Genomic DNA, 19576 nt, shown 5'->3' with positions numbered 1-19576 from the left:
GGAGGAGCGCATGCTGGACGGTTTCGCCGACGAGGGCTTCGCGGACGTATGGACGCCGGTGGCCATGTCTCGCGAGGTGGGCAGGGAGCCCTACGGGCTGACGGTGGCGTCGGAGCGCGTCGTGCTGTTCCGGGACAACCAGGGCCGGGTGCAGGCGCTGCATGACCGCTGCCCGCACCGGGGAGTGAAGTTGTCGCTGGGGAAGGTGGGGAAGGACGGGTGCCTGGAGTGCCCCTTCCACGGGTGGCGCTTCGGTGCGGGCGGAGCGTGCACGCACATTCCGCTCAACCCCATGCCCGAGGAGAAGCGCCAGCGCTTCGCCGCCACGGTCTTCCCGGTGCGCGAGCGCGGAGGCCTCATCTGGCTCTACACGCGCCCGGGAGCCGAGGCCCCGGACGAGCCGGCGGTGCCCCCGGTGATGGAACAGGAGGGCATCCACGTGTGGCACTACGCGGAGACGTGGAACGCACACTGGACGCGGGCGATGGAGAACATGCTGGACTCGCCGCACCTGCCCTTCGTGCACCGGCGCACCATCGGCGGGCCGCTGTGGCGGAGGATGAAGCCGGACTCGAAGATGGAGATGGAGGTGCACCCCACGCCCACGGGCTTCCGCACCTCGTGGAGCCTGGACGGGGTGACCAGCGCAGCGGGCCTGGAGTGGCTGCGGCCCAATGGAATGGCGATGCACGTCCCCATCCCCAAGCGCATCATGCGGCTGCACATGTACTGCGTGCCGGTGGATGCGACGCACACGCGGATGATGCTGGTGAGCACGCGCGACTTCCTGAAGCTCCAGCCGCTGGCGGCCGTGCTCGACCGCTACAACAAGCGCATCCTGCGCGAGGACCAGGCGGTGGTGGAGTCGAGCGATCCCGTCGAGGCGCCGCCGGTCTCCGAGGAGCGCAGCGTGGCGACGGACCGGGCCACGCTGGCCTTCCGGCGCTGGTACCTGGAGCGCAAGAAGTGGGGCTCGAGAGAGAGCTCCGTCACCGAAGCCCCGCTCGCGAGTTGAGCATGCACCCTCTCCCCCTGGGAGAGGGCGGGGGGTGAGGGTCTTCGCTCAACGACTGTCATCCCCCCTGCGCTCCAGCGCATCCCGGTTGCGAGGCGCGAAGAAGCGCTCGCGCAGGAGCCGGGGCAGGGAGCGCTTGTCCACGCACAGGAGCTGAAGCGCGTCGTTCCACTCCCCGAGCACGGCGACGGCGCGCACATCGGGGGCCTCGCGGTAGAGGCTGTTGAGGTTGTGCACGAGGGCCCAGAGGTCCTCCACCTCCCAGCGTTCGGACACGTCACCGGCGAGGATGTGGAGCTCCAGGACGGGGCGCTCGCGCACGTCGACGACCTTGAAGCGCCGGGCGGCACCGCCCATGGCCAGCGTCAGGGGTCCGACGAGCTCATCGGGCCGGACCCCGAAGGAGACGGTGAGGCCGCCGGCGAGGAGACCCGCGTCACACAGACGCAGGAGGGACACATGGGGAGGCTCCTCGGGGTTGAGCACCTCGCGAGCCGCCTCCCGGTCCTTGAGGAGGCGCGAGCGTTCGAGCGAATCGAGGAGGGAGGCCATGGGGCCTCACTCTACCTCGCCATCCCAGTAGCCCACCTGTGGGGAGTTCCTGCGAGTTGACGACGTGGAGGGTGGGCCGATGCTCCCTCTCCCTCTGGGAGAGGGCTGGGGTGAGGGTCTTCGCGAGGCACCCGGGGCTCAAGAAGGCCGGGTGGCAATGAGGGACCTGCAGGGTGACCCGCTCCTCACGGCCTCATCTCGACGAACCATCGAGTCGAGTCGACAATGGGCCCGGGGAGACACGGCGAATGGTTAAAGCGCGGGAGCCGAAGGCTCAATCTCGATTCGACAGTCGGCATGAGGAGCTGGTGCCGGCGGCGGAGGCGGCGGCGCTGCTGGGCGTGAAGCGGGCGACGCTCTACACGTACGTGAGTCGGGGCCTGGTGCGCTGCGTGCCGGAGCCGGGGACGAAGGAGAACCGGTATGTCCGAGCGGACCTCGAGCGATTGAAGGCACGCCATGACGCGCGGGCGGGACACACGGCGGTGGCGGCGGGAGCGCTGCGTTGGGGCGAGCCCGTCATCGACTCGGCGGTGTCGCGGATAGGGGCGGAGGGGCTGGCCTACCGGGGTCAACCGGCGGTGCGGCTCGCGGTGGAGGGACGGAGCTTCGAGGACGTGGCGGAGCTGCTCTGGACGGGCGAGCTGCCCGCGCAGCCGGCGCGGTGGCCCTCGCCGGAGCTGCCCGTGCAGCCCTCGGCGGTGGCGGAGTTGCTGCCGAAGCGCTCGCCGCCGCTGACGGTGCTGTCGGCGGTGGTGCCACTGCTGGGAGCCTGGGACGAGGTGCGCTTCGCGGCCCCTGTGGAGCAGGAGAAGCTGCGAGGGCGGCGCCTGCTGCGGCACCTCGCGGCGTGGGTGTGCGCGGCGCACGCGCCCTCGCGGGTGACCCGGGCGCTGAAGGAGGAGACGGTGGCGGCCTCGCTGGCGGTGGCGTGGGGGGCGACGGCGAAGCGGGCGCCGGAGGTGCTGGACCGGGCGCTGGTGCTGTGCGCGGACCACGAGCTGAACGTGTCCACCTTCGCGGCGCGGGTGACGGCGTCCTCGGGAGCGGACCTGTACGCGTGCATGAGCGCGGCACTGGCGGCGCTCTCGGGGCCAAAGCACGGGGGCTCGTGTGACCGCATCGAGGCCCTGCTGCAGGAGGTGGGCAGGCCGGAGCGAGCTCGTACGGCGGTGCTCGAGCGGCTGCGGCGGGGCGAAACGGTACCGGGCTTCGGACACCAGCTGTACCCGGAGGGAGATCCGCGCACGCCGCCATTGCTCGAGGCGGCGTATGCGTTCCGCCCGGAGCCGGTGGGCGTGCGGGTGCTGCGCGCGGTGGAGGAGACGATGCGGGAGGCGGGACACCCGGCACCCGCGGTGGACTTCGGGCTGGTGGCGCTGACCTCTGCGCTGGAGTTACCAGCGGGAGCGGCGACGGCGCTGTTCGCGATGGGGCGCACCGCGGGATGGGTCGCGCATGTACTGGAACAACGCGAACAGGGCCACCTGCTGCGACCACGGGCCCGCTATGTGGGCGTTCCCGTCACGGCGTCCGCAACTTCATCACCCGGCCAGCAATAGGAAGCGTGTCCATGGACATCAAACCAGATGCCCCAATGACTCAACGCTCTGAGCAGGCGGGGTTACTCGCCTGTCCCTGAGCCCCCGTACTCCGCATCGAGTTCTCTCTGGCGTTCGGCGGACCTCTTCTTCTCTTCCTCCCATTCCTTCAACGTGGAAGCCACATGATGGAAGGTGTGCCGATTCAGTCTCTTGTGACGTACGGCGAGGTAGTGCTCCCCAGCAATCGAGACGAAGGCAAAGGGAGTGGCCGGGTGGTTCGTCAACCACTCCTCTGCCTGAGGGCGGGTATCGAACGATGGCATCGTTGGAGGCAACCCTCTTGCGGTGAGCGCTTCCAGGTATGGCTCCAGGATGTAGTCACGGGAGATGTCACGAGTGCCGTCTTCGCGAGAACACCAGACCTGGTGGTATTCGTCGCCAATCAGTATTCGGGCCGGGCTGGGGGGATCCTCGAGGCCATCCAGCCATGCCCGCGCCTCGTCACGCGACGTAAAGGAAGCAATGGCGAGTGGGGCGTATTCGAGTCTGTTTGTGAAGTAGTCCTCGAAGTCATCGGCCTGTTCCGTGTCAGCCATGAAATCGAGAAGGCCGATGAGAATGAGCGCGAGTTGCTTCTGTTCAGGTCCAGCCGTCTCGTCCAGGACCTCGAGGAGAAGCTCCATTGCCTTGGCCGAGATCGCGTTCCCGCGCGCACCGAGAGCGGCACTCACGTAGGGACTGGGCGAGTGAGCCATCCCCTCGAGGTAGTCCTCGAATTGGTAGGCCTGGCCCGTTCCGTTGATGAAGGAGATGTGCTCGTCCACGTAATGCCAGAGCCGCATTTCTTCTTCTCTGCCTTCATCCCTGGCTGTTCTCCAGCGAGGTGCAGTGAATTGTGACGCCCGTGCGAGGGCCTCATGGATTCTCACCGCGTGGCCTCCGCAATCCGGGATGCAGGGAACTTCCCAGAAGTGTTTTCCGCCAGGACCAGGAGAGGCACCAGGAAAAGGGCACCACCGCCCGAGGCCATCACGGCCACGAAAGCGACTCCAGCGATGACGACGATGCTGCCCACGAGAATCTCTTCACGATGATTCCTGACCCAATCGACGGCGGGCCCTATCTCCGTGAATTCCGCAACAGACTCCTCTGCCCAATCGCCCATTCCCCTCCTACACATGTCTTCGAGGATTCCGCAGGCCTCCGGACACCACCAGCTCTTGTTGATGCGCCAGGGGCCTCGATGCCTTGGATAGATCAGGTGACCGACTTGGATGGGTCTGCTGCTGGCGAAGCAGTCTTCCTCACATTGTTTACGCCGGCCTCGGCAATACTCCTCTGCGGGTCTCGAGACACGCACGATGCGCGGATCGGCTCCCATCCTGCTCATCTGGTATTGATGGTTTGCCAGATCGAAATCCTTGAGCGGCATCCATGAGTGCGTGACCTGCCCATCATGAGACTCCTCGAGCACGAGCACGTACCTGCTCAGATCCTGCGGCCCGAACGGGCCCGCAGCCACCGGCCGGGCAGCGCTACAGGAAGCAAGAAGAAGGCTGAGACTCACTGCCACGAGCTTCTGAGTAACTGTTCTGGTGTTCATCCAGAAGTACCTGAGGTTCTGTGGTGGGTCCCTCGTTCCCACGATACCCGCTGCTCGGGTTCCCACCGATGTCCATCGCTCGGTTTCCAACGCGCGCCGGTGTCACTTCACGCACGGTGACCGACGAGGCGCTGGACTCCGCCCTCTTCGTGCCTTACCGAAACCCCATGAGCCCCTTCGTCCGTCTCCAGTTGTTGCTCCTGCTCGGCAACGTTGCCTTCATCGCCGCCTGGGCCGTCGCCCTCACCCGGCCCGCCGGCTGGCAGTGGATCGGCGTGCTCCTGCTCGCGTTCTTCGTCGTCGTGCGCGTCGGCGGCATGTGGCTCCGCGCTCGGAAGTATCCGGACGAGGCGGGTCGCTCTCGCAAGGCCGCCATCCTCTCCACAGGCGTCGCCGTGCTCGCCGTCGCCCTGTGGGTCTACACGGCTCTGCGCGGGCCTGCTTGAGGTCCCTGTGGGGATTCCTGGATTCGGGGGTTCTTCCTGGGGAACCCGGGGGGATCCGTAGACCCTCACCCCAGCCCTCTCCCAGAGGGAGAGGGTGATCGGAACCCGTGGTCCTCGATACCCTCACCCCGTCCCTCTCCCGAAGGGAGAGGGGTTGTTGCTTCTCTACACGTTGAAGCGGAAGTGCATGCAGTCGCCGTCCTGCACAACGTACTCCTTGCCTTCCACTCTCAGCAGCCCCTTCTCCTTCACCGCCGACTCGCTGCCGTACTTGATGAGGTCTTCCCACCTCATCACCTCGGCCTTGATGAAGCCTCGCTCGAAGTCCGAGTGGATGACTCCCGCCGCCTGCGGCGCCTTGTCACCCTTGTGGATCGTCCACGCACGGCACTCCTGCTCGCCCACCGTGAAGTACGTCTGCAGGCCCAGCAGCTTGTACCCCTCACGCACCACCTTGTGCAGCCCTGGCTCGCTCAGCCCCGCGCTCTCCAGGAACCCCGGACGCTCCTCCTCCGGCAACTGCTGGATCTCCGCCTCCATCGCCGCCGCCAGCGCCACCACCCCCGCCCCCTCCTTCGCCGCCATCTCCCGCACCCGCTGCACCATCGGGTCCGAGTCTTCCTTGCCGATCTGCTTCTCGCTGATGTTCGCCACGTACAGCACCGGCTTGTCCGTCAGCAGGAACAGATCCTTCAGGACCGCCCGCTCCTCGGCCGTCAGCTTCTGCGCGCGCACCGTGATGGCCGAGTCCAACCCCGCCTTCACCTTGTCCAGCACCGCCAGCTCCGCCTTCGCCTCGTCGCCCGCCTTGCCGCCCATCTTGGCGTTCTTCTGGGTGCGCTCGCGGCGCTTCTCCACCGTCTCCAGGTCCTTCAGGCACAGCTCCGTGTCCACCACGTCCCGGTCCCGCACCGGGTCCACGCCACCCTCCACGTGGGTGACGTTGTCGTCCACGAAGCAGCGCAGCACGTGCAGCACCGCGTCCACCTGCCGGATGTTGCCCAGGAACTGGTTGCCCAGTCCCTCGCCCTTCGACGCGCCTCGCACCAGACCCGCGATGTCCACGAACTCCAGCGACGTGGGGATCTTCTTGAGCGGCTTCACCAGCGCCGTCAGCTTGTCCAGACGATCGTCCGGCACCGGCACCACGCCCACGTTCGGTTCGATGGTGCAGAACGGGTAGTTGGCCGCCTGGGCCCCCGCCGCCGAGAGTGCGTTGAACAGGGTGGACTTGCCCACGTTGGGCAGACCGACGATGCCGATGGAAAGCGCCATATTGGATTCCTGAACAGCGTTGCGCGGACCCGGAAATCCGGGTGATTACGCCCGGGTCGTCGGCGAGCCCTTGGGCAGGCCCTGCACGAACTGCTCGGCCAGCGCGCGGTGCTTGCTGTCGTCCAGGCGCTCGTTGATCAGCTTGCTCGCCACCTCCATCGCCAGGTCCACCGCCATCGCCTTCACCTCGGCGATCGCCTTGGACTTCTGCTCCTGGATCTCACGCTGCGCCGAGGCCTTGAACTCCTCGGCCTCCTTGCGGCTCTTGGCCATCAGCTCCTCGCGGAACTTCTCCACCTCCTGCTGGTTGCGGCGGAGCATCTCCTGCGCGTCACGGCGGGCCTCGGCGATGGCCGTCTTCTGCTCGGCCAGCAGCTTCTCGGCCTCGGCGCGCTCCCGCTTGGCCGCCTCGATGGAGCTGGCGATCTGCTTCTCGCGCTCCTCCACCAGCGACAGGATGGGACCCCAGGCCTTCCAGCGCAGGATGATCGCGACGATGATGAAGGTGACGAGGGTCCAGAAGATGAGGCCCGGGCGGACCTCGACGAAGCTGCTGGCGGCGAGAACGTTGGGCAGGAGCATGGCGGCCTTCGCGGGGGTACGGCGTCAGGAGTACTGCGGGTACGACGGAAACGACTCGACAACCTGGGTGCTACGAGGACCGGCGCCCCCCGCCTGAGCGAGCGAGCGCCGGACCCGGAGTCCTACTCGACCAGAACCTGAATCAGGTCTTGATGGCGAGCAGGATGCAGACGACCAGCGCGAACAGCGTGGCGCCTTCGATGAGCGCCGCGGCGATGATCATGGTGGTGCGGATGTCACCGCCGGCGGCCGGCTGACGGCCCGTGGCGTCCATGGCGGCGGCGGCCAGACGGCCGATGCCCAGGGCGGCGCCGATGATGGCGAGGCCGGCACCGATGCCGGCGGCGAGGAAGGCGAGAGCGACGTTGGTCATGGGAGTGCTTCTTCTTTCTTCGGAGGGGACCCACTTGTGGGGGGGTCGTTGCTGCCCTTTGGGACGACCTCCGGCGACCTTTCGAATCGCCGGGTACTCACCGGGGCCCCATACCTCGAGGCCCCGCTAACTCGATGTAGACCTCAGGAGCCCAGCATGTGGGCCTTGCCATGGTCGTGGCTGTGGCCCGTCTCCTTGTGGTCCGCGTGCTCGTGCTCGCCGTGGCCGTGGTGGCCCATGGCCACGCCCATGCCGATGAAGAGCGCCGAGAGCATCGTGAAGACGTACGCCTGCACGAAGGCCACGAACAGCTCCAGCAGGTAGATGCCCAGCGCGAAGGGCACGCTCACCAGCGCCACCGCCGGGTGGCCGAGCATGAAGATGAGGCCGAGCAGGAAGAAGATGACGATGTGGCCCGCCAGCATGTTGGCGAAGAGACGGATGGTGAGCGCGAAGGGCTTGGTGAACAGGCCCAGGATCTCCACCGGCACCATGATGGGCCACAGCCAGGGGGCCACGCCGCCCGTCAGGTGCGCCAGGTAGCCACCGAGGCCCGCGGCGCGGATGCCCGCCACCTGCGTCAGCACGAAGGTGCACAGCGCCAGGCCGCAGGTCACCGCGATGTTACCCGTGGCCGTCGCCATCCAGGGAAACAGACCCAGCAGGTTCATGAAGAGGATGAAGAAGAACGCCGTCAGCAGGTAGGGCGTGTAGCGCGGGCCCTCCTCCTTGCCGATGTTCTTGATGGCCAGCTCGTCACGCACGAACAGCACGAGCATCTCGAAGAGGTTGGCCCCGGTGCCCCGCGGCACCAGCTTCGTCTTGTCCCGGTTGCTGAAGAGCAGCAGCGAGCCGATGAGCAGCACCGCCGCCAGCCACATCATCACCGTGTGCTTGGTGATGGACAGGTCCAGGCAGCCCGCCCCCAGACCCGGAATCACCGTCCCGTGGTCCGTCTGCTGCGGCGTGCACGCCCCGTCCCGGAAGGGGATGAGGATCTGCGGCAGGTGGATGGCCTTGTGGTCGTGGCTGAGGGGAATCTCGATCTCGTACTCCGGCGAGTCCGAGACGTGGTGGAGGATGTAGCCCGCCACGTCCTCCCCCTCCTTCTCCTGGCCCGTCCCACCGTGCTCGTCCTGAGCGCCCGGCGAGGCGAACGCCACACCGGCCATCAACCCGACGAGAAGAACCATTGCCTTGCGCATCACTCGTCTCCGCCCGCCGCGTCCCGGGACGCGGCCATCACGTAGCTCACTTCAATCCACTGCAGCACGAAGTAGGTGCCGAAGAACCCCGCCACGAACGCCACCGCCCCCAATCCCCTCTGCACCACCCACAGCAGCCCCACCACCACGCCCACTGCCCGCATCCCGAACACCACCCCCACCACCTTCAGCGCGGCATTCAAATCCCTGCGCACCGCCCGCCGCTTGAGCACCAGGCTCACCACCCCCGTCACCGCCGCCAGCGCCACCCCGATGACCGCCGACTGCCGCGCCTCCGCCTCCCTCGGAAGGAAGGCCGCGAGCGCCAACCCCACCCCCATCACCCCCGCCGCCAGTCCGGCATGCGTCCGGAACGTCTCCGCGCCCTGGTGCCTCACCGCTTCCGCTTCCCCAACCGAGCCATCTCGTGGAGGAACCCGTAGAACCCCACGGAGATCCCCACCAGGCTCAACCCCAGCAAGAACCAGGGAGACGTCCCCAGCCACTTGTCCAGGAAGTACCCACCCAGCACCCCCACCACCGCCCCACCCGTCAGCTTCCACACCGCGGCGATGTACGGCTCCGCCGCCCTCATCTGCCGGGCCGTCTCGCCCAGCTCGCTTCCTTCCGTGTCCTTCCCGGGCTCCTTCTCCGCCATGCCTGACAACCCCCGGGAAAACCACGGGTTTCCTCGCCGCCCCACCCCACCCTTCCTACGCGCGGGCGCCGCTTAGCATTGAAAACGAGCGGGACGCAACCGCCTCGCTCCCGGAGTGCTCCGATCTAGAAGGGAGGGGAATGCCTAGGGCAAGCCGAAGTCCGGATGGAAGTCGGCCCTGAAGCCGACGGGCGTCCCCGTGGTGGAGGTGGCCGCCGGCTGGACCAGCACCTCCACCCGCTTCACCTGGCGGAGCACCCCCTGGACGTCCGAGGTGCTGTTGGCGCCGATGACCCAGGCGCCCCCGTCCGGAGGAGGCAGGGGGATGCCCTCGGTGATGTTGACCGTCCCAGCGGAGGTCAGCAGGGAGCCGGGGCGCACCAGCCGGAGGAAGCCCCCCGGCCCACACAGGAGCACGACCGGCTGGTTGTGGGAGGCCCAACGGTTCAGCCCGCCATCCGGGTTGCTGAAGGTGCCCCCGGAGCTGGTGAAGGTGACCCACAGCTTGAGCGTGGTCTGGGGACGCGACAGGTCCCACGTCCCCCCGTCCCGCTCCGCCCAGAAGACATGGCTGTACTGGTCCGACCCGGACCACACATCGCCCGACACGGTGTCCGCCGGGGAGGCGTTCGCGTAGGCGGTGTTGTCCTTCAGGCACCCGCCCACCACGCCATTGAGGGCCGAGTTCAGGTGCCGGGCGCCGACCACCACCGAGGGGTCCGCGAAGAATCTGGTGGGCCCGCCACAGTCGGGCCTTTCGTCCGTGGTGCCGTCGCAGTCGTCGTCCTTCGCATTGCACGTGTCCGACGGCGCGGGGTTGACGAGCTGGCGGCAGGTGTCCTTCCCGCTGACACACGCCCGGCGCCCCTCGGCGCACACTCCGAGGCGGCCGGGAACGGCGCACGGCTGGTTCAGCTCGGGGATGTCGTCCGTCTGCAGGTTGCAGTCGTCGTCCAGGCCGTTGCACACCTCGAGGGCCCCGGGATGGACGGCGCCGTTGTTCGCGAGGCAGTCCTGCGCGTTGTCCGCCCAGCCCACCGGCTTCTGGCAGAACGTTCCCTGCTGCTTGGGGTCGCCGAAGCCGTCGTTGTCCTGGTCGCGGTAGTAGAGGCCACCATCGAGCCCCTCGTCGATGACGCCGTCACAGCTGTTGTCCAGGCCGTCGCACTGCTCGGGGGCGTCCGGGAAGAAGAGCCGGCCTCCGGCAACCGGGTTGTCGTTGCAGTCGTCACTGTTGGTGACCGTCGGCACCGACAGGGGCGGCGAGCAGCGGTAGAGCGGCCGGGTGAGGTTGCCGAAGCCGTCCTCGTCCAGATCCTCGAAGAACGTCGTCGGCGTGCCGCCATCCAGGCAGGTGCCCCCGTCCAGCACCCGGCCAATGCACAGCGGGTCCTCCCGCTCGCGGCAACACACCCCGTCGTCGCAGACGAAGCCCCCATCCCCACACTCCGCGTCCTCCAGGCAGGAGTAGTAGCCGCGGACCTCGGGGACCTCGTAGCAGGCGATGGCCAGTGCGACGCACGCGCCGAGCGCGAGCAGGGAGAGACGGACGAGGCGATCGGTCGAGGGCATGGACACTACTCGGACGGGGTGGAGAGGAGGTCGAAGACGAAGAGGCCGGCGCCCACCGCCGCCAGGCCCGCGCCCGCGCCGAGCAGCACGTTGCCCGTGCGCGCGTAGCGCCCGGCCTGCTCATGCGCGGAGCCCGCCCGGGTGAAGGAGGTGCAGTCGCGCTCGCGGCCCTCGCAGGACTCCACCCCCCGCAGGGAGCCCCGCGACAGCCCGCCGGCCACCAGCGAGCCCGCCACCGCGAGCGCTCCCAGGCTGAAGGTGACATACGAGGCGGCTCGCAGCCCCTTGCCGCGCGGGGCTCGGGACTCCGTGGCGTCCGGCAGGAAGTCCGGCCTCGGCTCCAGGCGCAAGAGCACGCCCTCCTGTATCTGCTCGCGCATGAGGGTTGCCTCGCCCGAGGGCAGCAGCACGTCCACCTCGTGCGGCCCCGCCGTCAACGCCACCACCTCGTCCGGCCCGCCCATCATCCGTCCGTCCACGCGCAGCCGCGCCGCGCCCGGCACCACCACGCCCCCCCACCCCTTGCGCGCGAAGGCCGGCACCAGCGCCGCCACCACCGGCCTCAAGTCCCGCGCGAGCATCGCCGGCGCCATGCCCGTCACCGCGCGCTTCGCCACGTCCCCGCGCACCGTGTCCACCCAGGCCACGTCCACGTCCAGCGTGCCCTGGCGCCTCGGCACCACCCCCAGCACCAGCACGTGCTCCGTCCCCGCCTCGGCCGCCACCGCGCGCAGACACGCGTCCTCCGCGCCGCAGCGGCCCTCGAGCGTCCCCTCCCGCGCACGGGTGACGAGGAGTCCCGTCAAATCGCGCGCCACCCCCTCGGCGGCACCGAGCACGCGCTCCGCCTCGGCCGCGCCGAGCGTGCCCCCGTGCCACAGCCGCACCGTGAGCCGCTCCGCCGCCAAGGCGGGCAGGGACAGACACAGCAAGAGGAACAGGAACGGGAGTCGCTTCACGGCTGCGCACTGTAGCCCAGGAGCACGGCCCCGGTAGCCCGTGCATCCGCGCTCATTCCCGATGCACCCGGGGAAACGGCCAGCCCGGCGCCGGGGGGGATGATTGGCACCGCACCCGTCCGCCGGGCCCACCTCGCCGCGACGTTCCACCGTTCCCAGCTTCCTGAGTGGAACCTCTCTTCACATGCAGGAGGAGCACGCCATGCCACTGCAGATCCGCTCGCCCCGCTTCCAGGATGGAAACCCCATTCCCATCGCCTACACCTGCGAGGGAGATGATCTGCCCCCGCCACTGCACTGGGAGGGCGAGCCCGCGGGGACCAAGAGCTTCGCGCTCGTGGTGGAGGACCCCGACGCGCCAGACCCGCGCCACCCCCAGCGCACCTGGGTGCATTGGGTGCTCTACAACCTGCCCCCCAACCTCCACGACATCCCCGAGTCCCTCCTGCCCGGTGGGCTCCCCCAGGAAGTGCGCCAGGGCCTCAATGACTGGAAGCGGGCAGGCTACGGAGGGCCTTGTCCCCCCATCGGCCGCCATCGCTACTTCTACCGCGTGTTCGCCCTGGACACCGTCCTGCCCGACATGGGGACCATCACCCGCCAACAACTGGAGCGCGCCATGGAAGGCCACATCCTCGCCCAGGCGGAGCTCATCGGCACCTACGAGAAGGTGCACCACCACTGAAGGCTCCCACGTGAAGGCTCTCGAACCCGGAAAACGCCGCGTCCCGCTTCCCCCCGGCGGGCGCGGGTGCCATCCTCCACCGCCGTGATGACGCCTGATGGGCCCGGGGGGGCCCCGTACCAGCATCTCGAGACACTGCCTTTCGCGCTGGGCGTCTTCCGCGACGGTCACATCGTCCATGCCAACACGGCCCTGCTCGGCCTGCTCGGCCTGCCTCGCGAAGAGGTGCTCGGAAGGTCCTTCGAGCTGCTGTCCCCCTCCCAGAGACGGCTCGGCTCCGAGCTGTACGCGCGCGTACAGCGCGGCGAGGCGGGCTTGGCGGACACCTACGAGACGGTGCTCCGCACCGCCACGGGCGAGAGGCGCGTGGAGGTCTCCCTCTCCCAGTACGGGCCGGACACGCTGCTGCTGGTGCGAGATCTCACCCCCCGCCTGACCCACCGCCAGTTGCTCCAACGCGTCGCCTCGCTGGGTGCCGCGCTGCCCGGCATCCACTCCGAGGAGGAGGTGCTCCGCCGCGTCTTCGAGGGCCTCGCCGAGCTGGAGCTGTCCTACGGCTACCTCGTCCCGGATGGGAACCGGGTGTGGCTGGGACATGCCTTCGTGGCCCTCGGGGCCGCCGCGGGCGAACGGCGCCTCACCGGCCAGCACCTGGTGGACGTGCCGGGCTCCTGGACTCCCGTGCTGGAGCGCGCCTGGCACGAGGGGTCCGCCTACGGCGAGGACTTCGCCTGGGAGGCCGCCCGGTTCGTGGGCCCGGACTGGGCCGAGCCGGTGCGCACGCACCTGCTGCGCGTGGGGCCCCTGCGCTCCGTCTGCGTCCGCATCGACATGGAGGGCTCGCCCCGGGCCCTGCTGGTGGTGGCCGCGGACTGGCTGCGCGAGGAGGAATTGCCCTCGCTGCGCCTCTTCGCCGCCCAGGTGTCCGCCGCGCTGGAGGCCGCACGCACCATCTCCCGCCTGTCCACTCGCAACACCGCGCTCGCCGCCCTCAACCGGCTGGCCGAGGTGGCCGCCACCGCTCCGGAGCCCCGCGCCTTCTTCGAACCGGGCGCCGAGGAGATCATCGGGCTGCTGCGCTGCAACGCGGTGCTCCTCTTCCTGACCACCGAGGACGCCCAGTCGCTCGAGCTGGTCTGGCACCACGGCGTCAGCGAGGAGATGGCGCGCATCTACCGGCGGGTGCCCATGCGCGACAGCGCCTCCCAGCGGGTGATGGAGGAGGGCGTCCCCCGGGTGCTGTCCGCCGACGAGTTCCCCGAGTTCATCCGCGAGGGCCTCAAGCGCGCCAGCCGCACCACCCTGGCCGTGGTGCCACTCAAGGCGCGCTCGCGCATGGTGGGCACGCTCGTCGTCACCTTCCAGCAACACCGCATCCTGTCCTCCCTGGAGCTGGAGACCATCCAGGCCATGGGCTCCCACTTCGCCGCCGCCATCGAGTCCCACCGCCTCCTCCAGGAGGTGCGCGGACGCGCCGAGGAGCTCGCCCGCCTCCACACGGAGCTCAAGCACGCCCAGCAGCAACTGGTGGAGCACGAGCGCCTGGCCGCGCTCGGCGCGCTGTCCGCCGTGGTGGCCCACGAGGTGCGCAACCCCCTGGGCGCCATCTTCAACGCCCTGGCCACCCTGCGCCGCTTCGTCGAGCCGTCCGCCGCCGCCGACACCCTGGTGAGCATCCTCGAGGAGGAGGCCAACCGCCTCAACCGCCTGGTGGATGACCTGCTCGACTTCGCCCGCCCCACCTCGCCCCTTCCCCAGCCCGTCCCGCTGCCACACCTGTTGGAGGAGGCCGTGCGCACCGCCACCAGTGGCCAATCCCGCGTGCGCGTGGAGTGGGCCCTCGCGCCCGACGTGCCGCCCGTGCCCGTGGACGAGCGCATGATGCGGCAGGCCTTCCTCAACCTCGCCCTCAACGCCGTGCAGGCCATGCCGCAGGGCGGCACGCTGCGCGTCGCCGCGCGCCGCTCCACCGACCACCCCGGCGCCATCGTCGAGTTCACCGACACCGGCACCGGCATCCCCCAGGAGCTGCGCGCCCGCCTCTTCGAGCCCTTCTTCACCACCAAGGCCACCGGCACCGGCCTGGGCCTCGCCATCGTCAAGCGCACCCTGGATGCTCACGGGGGGCAGATCCGCATCGAATCGCCCCTCGGCGGCGGCACCACCGTCCGGCTGATACTTCCGCTCGCCCACGAGCCCTCCCCCGCGCAGCTGGGGTAGCAGAGGGGGAGGGGAAGAGAAGGCTCGGACTCCTGCTCGCCCACCGGAAGTTTGTCTTTCTTTGTCCGCTAGCGCACTTTTCGCCGCTCCGCTGAAATCACTTTCAATCCTTTATCAAGGAATCCTCTGGCCCCTCCCTGGCCTTCGGGAATCAAGAGGAGTAGAAAGAGCCCCCCCAGGCATCCGTTATGCCGCTCGGCGTGGCCGGCGCCCTGTCGCGGCCTGGGAGCAATTCATCTCCAAGGTGCCGGACCACCGAGACCCGATCCCGTACCCCGGGAGGTATCGTGATGCGTCGTCTGCTCGCAGGTAGTGTCGTGGTGTCTGCACTGGCGCTGGCGGGAACCGCCCAGGCCGAAGGAGAGTGTGGCTGGACGTCCGCGGGTTGGAACGCGCCCAATGGCGCGGTCGTCTTCGACCGGGGCCCCGGCCCCATCCGTGACGTGCTGGACGCGATCGGCGAGTACCGCACCCACTCGATGCTCTCGCATGGTCCGGGCGGCACCGTGTCTCACGCCACCATGCAGACCCCGACCCAGGCCAGCTGGCCCGGCGTGTGTACCAAGCCCATCACCCCCACCGACCTCCAATACGGCTACCCCGGCCTCGAGCAGGTCAACCAGGGCGGCATCTACATGTACATGTATGGGAACAGCTCCGCCAGCAGCCAGTGGACCGGCTGGCAGCAGGGCGACCCCAGCCACGCGGCCATCATCGCGGACTCCCTCTGGTACAACCACCCGTTCGTCAGCGACATCTCCCGCCACGACCCGGGCCAGTACATCGACCGGCCGGTACGCAACAGCTACCGCGTCAACTACTCGCTCTTCCAGTACCGCGACCTGCAGACCGCCCACGAGATTCCGGGCAACGCGGACAACAATGGCATGGTCTGCTCCACCTTCCTGGCCTACGCCCACAACTACGCGGGCCGGGGCCTGGTGACGCCGCACACCTACTCGCACGAGCAGATCGCCAACGCCGCCAACTCGCTCTACACGGGCGTCTACAACCAGTGCAAACAGTCGCTCGGCTGGTTCACCAACGCGCTCCTCACCGTGGCCTGCCCCTTCTACAACGTGTGCGGCAACGCCGGTAACCAGGTGGCCAACTGCATGTCCGCCAACCGCTGCGACACCTCCGACGCCAGGCACTGGAAGGCCGTGCGCGACGACGGCAACACCACCGCCACCTCCATCAGCCCGGATCGCATCGGCGGCTGGGGTGTTCACCCAATGAACAACACCATCTGGGGCCCCGACTACTCACACCAGCTCCAGTGGAACTCGGGCGGTAACGTCTACGGCTGCTGGCAGTAACCCCACCCTTCGTCGTCCCTCCCGGAGAGGAGCCCACCCCGATGACCTCCACCCCCGAGAACCGCTCCCAACGGCCCTGGCGCTGGATGCTGACCCTGGTCCTCCTCCTCGGAGTGGCCGCGGGCTGGCTCCTCTCCCGGCAACAACCCGCGCCGGAGGCCTCCTCGCCCCAGGCGAGGACGCGCCCCCAGGCTCCCGGCGAGGACGCTCCCCCAGCGCTGGCCGCCGCGCCCACGCCCCCGGCCGCCCAGCCCGCCGGGGGCTCCGAGCCCGCTCCGCCCATCATCGATGAGATCCTCGTGGAGAAGCCGGAGGTGTGCTCGGGCGAGGACAACCTCATCACCATCCGCGCCCATACGCCGGATGGCAACGACGCCCATCTGCACTACACCGTGGGCGATGGCACCGGACAGCGCATCCCCCTGCGAGTCTGGCGCAACGACGCGGACGGCTCGTACGAGCTTCCCAAGGTGACCGTGTTCACCAAGAACAACGTCTCCGTCACCGTGCCCGTCCCTCCGTACAAGGTGAAGGACTGCGAGCCCGAGCGCCTCGTCCACGTCCTGTCGCGCCGCATGCCCAACGCCGAGGACGACTTCGAGTTCTTCGCCAGGCTCCTCGACCGGCCCGTCAAACCCGGCCAGCCCGCCCCCAAGCCCTTCGTCCCCGTGCGCTACGTGTGGTCCTTCGACGACTCGGCCACCGAGACGACCACCAGTCCTGTCGTCGCCCATACCCTGCTGGGCAGCAACGGCGCCGATTCCATGTACACGCAGCACCTCATCCGCGTGGACGTCTTCGACGCCTCCGGCCACAAGGTGACCGGCCGCTCCTCCCTCCAGCTGCTCAACACCTCCTTCGAGAACTTCGACAAGAAGGGCATCGTCACCCTGCTCGCCGCCGGCACCCCGCGCTTCCCCGTGCTCGACCCGGACGGCGTCGTCCGCCAGACCTTCCGCCTCTACCACCGCTTCCGCGGCCCCGTCCGCCTCACCAAGGTCACCACCATCCGCGCCTTCCGCGGCACCGACGAGGGCCCCCCTCCCCCGGAACAGGTGGATGTCGCCTCCCTCCCCATCTCCGAGGTTCCCGAAGGCCAGGGCTCCGAGGTGAAGGTCTCCTTCGACACCAACGCCGAGCCCGAGGTCTTCGCCATCACCTACTCGCTGGAAGGTCTCAGCGCCGATGGCCACCCCGCTCGCGGCACCTTCTCCGTCATGCGGCCCCCTCCCAAGCCCACCAAGGAGAACAGCACCCGCATCTCCGACCCCGCCCTCCTCGCCAAGGTCAAACGCGCTCGCGAGCTCCTCAAGCAGGAGTACGTCACCGACGAGGACATCCTCCGCCTCGACCGCGAGGGGAAGTTCGCCGATTTGAAGATCGACTCTTCCCAGAACCCCTCCAGTACCGTCGCTCCCGCCAGTGGCACTTCCACCGGACGGCTGCGCGGCTCGGGCTCGGGACGGTAGCTCGCGGTACCCGCTCGGAGACGGAGACCCTCACCCCGACCCTCTCCCAGAGGGAGAGGGAGGAGTTGGGGAGGGTGGGGGTGGTGGCGCTCCTCGGGGGAAAACGACATGCTCTCCCTCATCCCTAGGAGGTAGAGCATGTCCCTCTTCGATGCCGTCCTGGCCGGTGACCTGGCCCGCGTACAGGTGCTCCTCGATGGTGGCGCCGACCCCAACCCCTTCGACCCCGAAGGCCGTACGCCCCTCATGCTCGCCGCGGAGCACGGCAGCGAGGACCTCGTCCGCACCCTCCTCGCCGGTGGCGCCGACCCCATCCTCACCGACCGCGTCGGCGAGACCGCTCTCGGCAAGGCCGCCGCTCACGGCCACGGCCGCGTCGCCGCCATCCTCTACCCCCTCGCCTCCGAGGACGAACAGCTCATGGCTCGCGCCCTCCTCAAGGTGGGCACCGACTTCTTCAACCTCCCCGCTCAACCCGCTCCGCCCCCCGACGAGTTCCGCCGGAAGCTCGCCTCCGCCAGCGCCTATATCGCCGGCAAGCTCGGCGACGACGCCCCCTCCCAACGCCTCGAGCGCCTGCACCGCGCCGAGAAGAACTCCAAGAAGTCTTGAGAACACCACCACCGGTTTTTCTTGAAATCGGCCCCGTGTGTCCGGTTTCCAGCGGCCCATCCGCTCACCGCTGAACATCTCCCCCCGCCGCTTTCCGGCGTGTCGCTCCACTCCGTGTCACCATCCCGCCACGTTGGTGCGGCCCTGTGGGCCGCATGGTGCCAGTCGCCCCTCCTGTGGGGGGACCTCGTTCACCAGGGGGACATGCATGCTGATGACGGATGAGCGCGTGGTGTTCGGCAACGCCTTCCATGGCGTCTTCCAGATTGCTCTCAACGGAAAGCTCTCCACTGCCGCCAGGAGCGCGCTCGGCCGCATGGGGCTGCACATCGACCGGCAGCCCCTCTCCTTCTACCCCCTGTCCGTCTGGCGCCCCTCGCTCGACATCATCGTCCGCGACCTCTTCCCCAACCTGCCTCTCGAGGAGGCCTACCGCCTGCTCGGCCAGAAGATGGTGCTCGACGTCAGCGAGACCGTGCTCGGCCGCGGTGCGCTCGCGCTCGGCCGCGCCCTCGGGCCCCGCCGCCTCCTGATGCGGATGAACCACAACTTCCGCAACATCGACAACTACGTGCAGATGCAGCTCACCGAGCTGGCTCCCACTCGGTACGAGGTGTTCATCAACGAGACGCTCGGCGTCCCCTCCTACTACCAGGGCCTCCTCGAGGCCGCCCTCGGCTCCTCCGGCGCCCGTGAGCCCCATGTCCAGCGCGTCCGCACCGACGGCACCAGTTGCACGTACCGCGTCGAGTGGCTCTCCTGAGCCACTGAGCCACGGTGTGGAGCCAGGTACCCTCACCCCGACCCTCTCCCGGAGGGAGAGGGAGGTATTGGCTCAGTGGCGCAGGAAGGACATGGCGCTCTGTAGCACCCCCCTCCAACCAGAGAGCCGCATGCCCTCGTGCTCCTGCCGCACCAGCGTCCAGCACCCCTCCTTCGGGTCCGCGATGACCTCGTGCCTCGAGCCCGCCGGCGCGCTGCCCCAGTCTCCTTCCTCCAGGAAGCGCCCCCGGTCCCACGCGCCTCCCGCCACCACCATCCCCTCCTCCTCCTTCTGGTGCTCGTGCCTCGGGAAACGCGCCCCCGGGTTCATGTGCACCAGGAAGAGCCCACTTCTTCCCGGCCCGTCCCTTCGCAGCAGCGCGATCCGGCAGCCACCACCCGGTACCCGGTGCCAATGCCAGCGCTCCGGCGGCGGTAGCTCCGCCAGCAGCACCGGTGGCAGCGGCAGCCCCTCCACGCGCCTCGGCTGCGCGTGTCGGCCCGCCTCCGCCCAGATGCGCTCGAAGAGGTCCGACGGCACGGGCTCCTCCGGCACGGCCCCCAGCAGCGCGCCTCCAGGCTCGCCCAGGCGCCCCACCTCCCGCGCGCACCGGGAGCAGAAGGACATGTGCGTCTCCACCAGCAGGCGCATGGGCACGTCCACGGCCCCCGTGGCGTAGGCCAGGAGCCGCTCGGATGGAGGATGGTTCGCGGGTTTCATCGCT

The 19576-nt window shown here is 68.8% G+C and carries 21 protein-coding genes; 9 read left to right on the top strand and 12 right to left on the bottom strand.

What is annotated here, in order from left to right:
- The first annotated feature begins 10 nt into the window (after positions 1-10).
- Positions 11-1015, top strand: a complete 1005-nt coding sequence (locus NR810_RS38895; protein ID WP_257460027.1) for an aromatic ring-hydroxylating oxygenase subunit alpha — start codon at positions 11-13, stop codon at positions 1013-1015.
- A gap of 48 nt (positions 1016-1063) precedes the next feature.
- On the opposite strand, the gene NR810_RS38890 is transcribed toward NR810_RS38895, so the two are convergent.
- Positions 1064-1567, bottom strand: coding sequence for a hypothetical protein (locus tag NR810_RS38890; protein WP_257460025.1), 504 nt, complete (start codon positions 1565-1567; stop codon positions 1064-1066).
- Positions 1568-1815: 248 nt separating this feature from the next.
- Here NR810_RS38890 and NR810_RS38885 point away from each other — a divergent pair, with 248 nt between their 5' ends.
- Entirely contained in the window at positions 1816-3129 is a 1314-nt protein-coding gene (locus tag NR810_RS38885; protein WP_257460022.1) for a citrate/2-methylcitrate synthase, read from the top strand.
- A 62-nt stretch (positions 3130-3191) separates the two neighbouring features.
- Here NR810_RS38885 and NR810_RS38880 read toward each other — a convergent pair whose 3' ends face one another.
- A complete protein-coding gene (locus NR810_RS38880) occupies positions 3192-3953 on the bottom strand; it encodes a hypothetical protein (RefSeq protein ID WP_257460020.1) in 762 nt (253 codons plus the stop codon).
- 83 nt (positions 3954-4036) lie between these two features.
- Positions 4037-4591 (bottom strand): hypothetical protein, encoded by a 555-nt coding sequence (locus tag NR810_RS38875; protein ID WP_257460019.1) that lies wholly within the window; start codon positions 4589-4591, stop codon positions 4037-4039.
- Positions 4592-4881: 290 nt separating this feature from the next.
- Between NR810_RS38875 and NR810_RS38870 the strand changes: the two genes are divergently transcribed.
- Entirely contained in the window at positions 4882-5160 is a 279-nt protein-coding gene (locus NR810_RS38870) for a hypothetical protein (RefSeq protein ID WP_257460017.1), read from the top strand.
- A gap of 165 nt (positions 5161-5325) precedes the next feature.
- Here NR810_RS38870 and ychF read toward each other — a convergent pair whose 3' ends face one another.
- The 8 genes from ychF to NR810_RS38830 form a co-directional block, all read right to left on the bottom strand.
- Positions 5326-6435 (bottom strand): redox-regulated ATPase YchF, encoded by a 1110-nt coding sequence (gene ychF / locus NR810_RS38865; protein WP_257460015.1) that lies wholly within the window; start codon positions 6433-6435, stop codon positions 5326-5328.
- A gap of 45 nt (positions 6436-6480) precedes the next feature.
- Positions 6481-7017 (bottom strand): F0F1 ATP synthase subunit B, encoded by a 537-nt coding sequence (atpF, locus tag NR810_RS38860; RefSeq protein ID WP_257460014.1) that lies wholly within the window; start codon positions 7015-7017, stop codon positions 6481-6483.
- Between the two features lie 142 nt (positions 7018-7159).
- A complete protein-coding gene (locus tag NR810_RS38855) occupies positions 7160-7390 on the bottom strand; it encodes an ATP synthase F0 subunit C (RefSeq protein WP_047854685.1) in 231 nt (76 codons plus the stop codon).
- A 143-nt stretch (positions 7391-7533) separates the two neighbouring features.
- Complete coding sequence (gene atpB, locus NR810_RS38850) at positions 7534-8595, bottom strand: F0F1 ATP synthase subunit A (RefSeq protein WP_257460013.1); 1062 nt, start codon at positions 8593-8595, stop codon at positions 7534-7536.
- Positions 8595-8936, bottom strand: a complete 342-nt coding sequence (locus NR810_RS38845; RefSeq protein WP_257460145.1) for a hypothetical protein — start codon at positions 8934-8936, stop codon at positions 8595-8597. Before NR810_RS38845 ends, atpB begins: the two co-directional genes overlap by 1 nt.
- Positions 8937-8989: 53 nt before the next feature.
- Positions 8990-9253, bottom strand: coding sequence for an AtpZ/AtpI family protein (locus NR810_RS38840; RefSeq protein WP_257460012.1), 264 nt, complete (start codon positions 9251-9253; stop codon positions 8990-8992).
- 144 nt (positions 9254-9397) lie between these two features.
- Positions 9398-10825, bottom strand: a complete 1428-nt coding sequence (locus tag NR810_RS38835; protein ID WP_257460010.1) for a putative metal-binding motif-containing protein — start codon at positions 10823-10825, stop codon at positions 9398-9400.
- Positions 10826-10830: 5 nt separating this feature from the next.
- On the bottom strand, positions 10831-11784 hold the full coding sequence (locus NR810_RS38830) for a hypothetical protein (RefSeq protein WP_257460009.1): 954 nt from the start codon (positions 11782-11784) through the stop codon (positions 10831-10833).
- 202 nt (positions 11785-11986) lie between these two features.
- Between NR810_RS38830 and NR810_RS38825 the strand changes: the two genes are divergently transcribed.
- The 6 genes from NR810_RS38825 to NR810_RS38800 all read left to right on the top strand — a co-directional run bounded on the left by NR810_RS38825 (position 11987) and on the right by NR810_RS38800 (position 18852).
- Positions 11987-12469 (top strand): YbhB/YbcL family Raf kinase inhibitor-like protein, encoded by a 483-nt coding sequence (locus NR810_RS38825; RefSeq protein ID WP_257460007.1) that lies wholly within the window; start codon positions 11987-11989, stop codon positions 12467-12469.
- 87 nt (positions 12470-12556) lie between these two features.
- On the top strand, positions 12557-14689 hold the full coding sequence (locus tag NR810_RS38820; RefSeq protein WP_257460143.1) for an ATP-binding protein: 2133 nt from the start codon (positions 12557-12559) through the stop codon (positions 14687-14689).
- Positions 14690-14979: 290 nt separating this feature from the next.
- Complete coding sequence (locus tag NR810_RS38815; protein WP_257460006.1) at positions 14980-16008, top strand: hypothetical protein; 1029 nt, start codon at positions 14980-14982, stop codon at positions 16006-16008.
- Positions 16009-16049: 41 nt separating this feature from the next.
- The gene (locus NR810_RS38810) at positions 16050-17477 is read left to right on the top strand and encodes a hypothetical protein (RefSeq protein WP_257460005.1); all 1428 of its coding nucleotides are present in this window, start codon (positions 16050-16052) and stop codon (positions 17475-17477) included.
- A 138-nt stretch (positions 17478-17615) separates the two neighbouring features.
- The gene (locus NR810_RS38805; protein ID WP_257460002.1) at positions 17616-18089 is read left to right on the top strand and encodes an ankyrin repeat domain-containing protein; all 474 of its coding nucleotides are present in this window, start codon (positions 17616-17618) and stop codon (positions 18087-18089) included.
- 208 nt (positions 18090-18297) lie between these two features.
- Positions 18298-18852 (top strand): DUF2378 family protein, encoded by a 555-nt coding sequence (locus tag NR810_RS38800; protein WP_257460001.1) that lies wholly within the window; start codon positions 18298-18300, stop codon positions 18850-18852.
- Positions 18853-18924: 72 nt separating this feature from the next.
- Here the strand turns inward: NR810_RS38800 and NR810_RS38795 are convergent, their stop codons facing one another.
- Positions 18925-19572 carry a cupin domain-containing protein gene (locus NR810_RS38795; RefSeq protein ID WP_257459999.1) on the bottom strand — a complete coding sequence of 216 codons (648 nt, stop codon included), beginning with the start codon at positions 19570-19572 and terminating at the stop codon, positions 18925-18927.
- Positions 19573-19576: the final 4 nt, after the last annotated feature.

Origin of the sequence: Archangium lipolyticum (assembly GCF_024623785.1) — a bacterium.
In the GTDB taxonomy this organism is placed as follows: Bacteria; Myxococcota; Myxococcia; order Myxococcales; family Myxococcaceae; genus Archangium; species Archangium lipolyticum.
The sequence above is the reverse complement of the archived record's forward strand: the minus strand, read 5'-3'. Positions and strand labels throughout refer to the sequence as shown.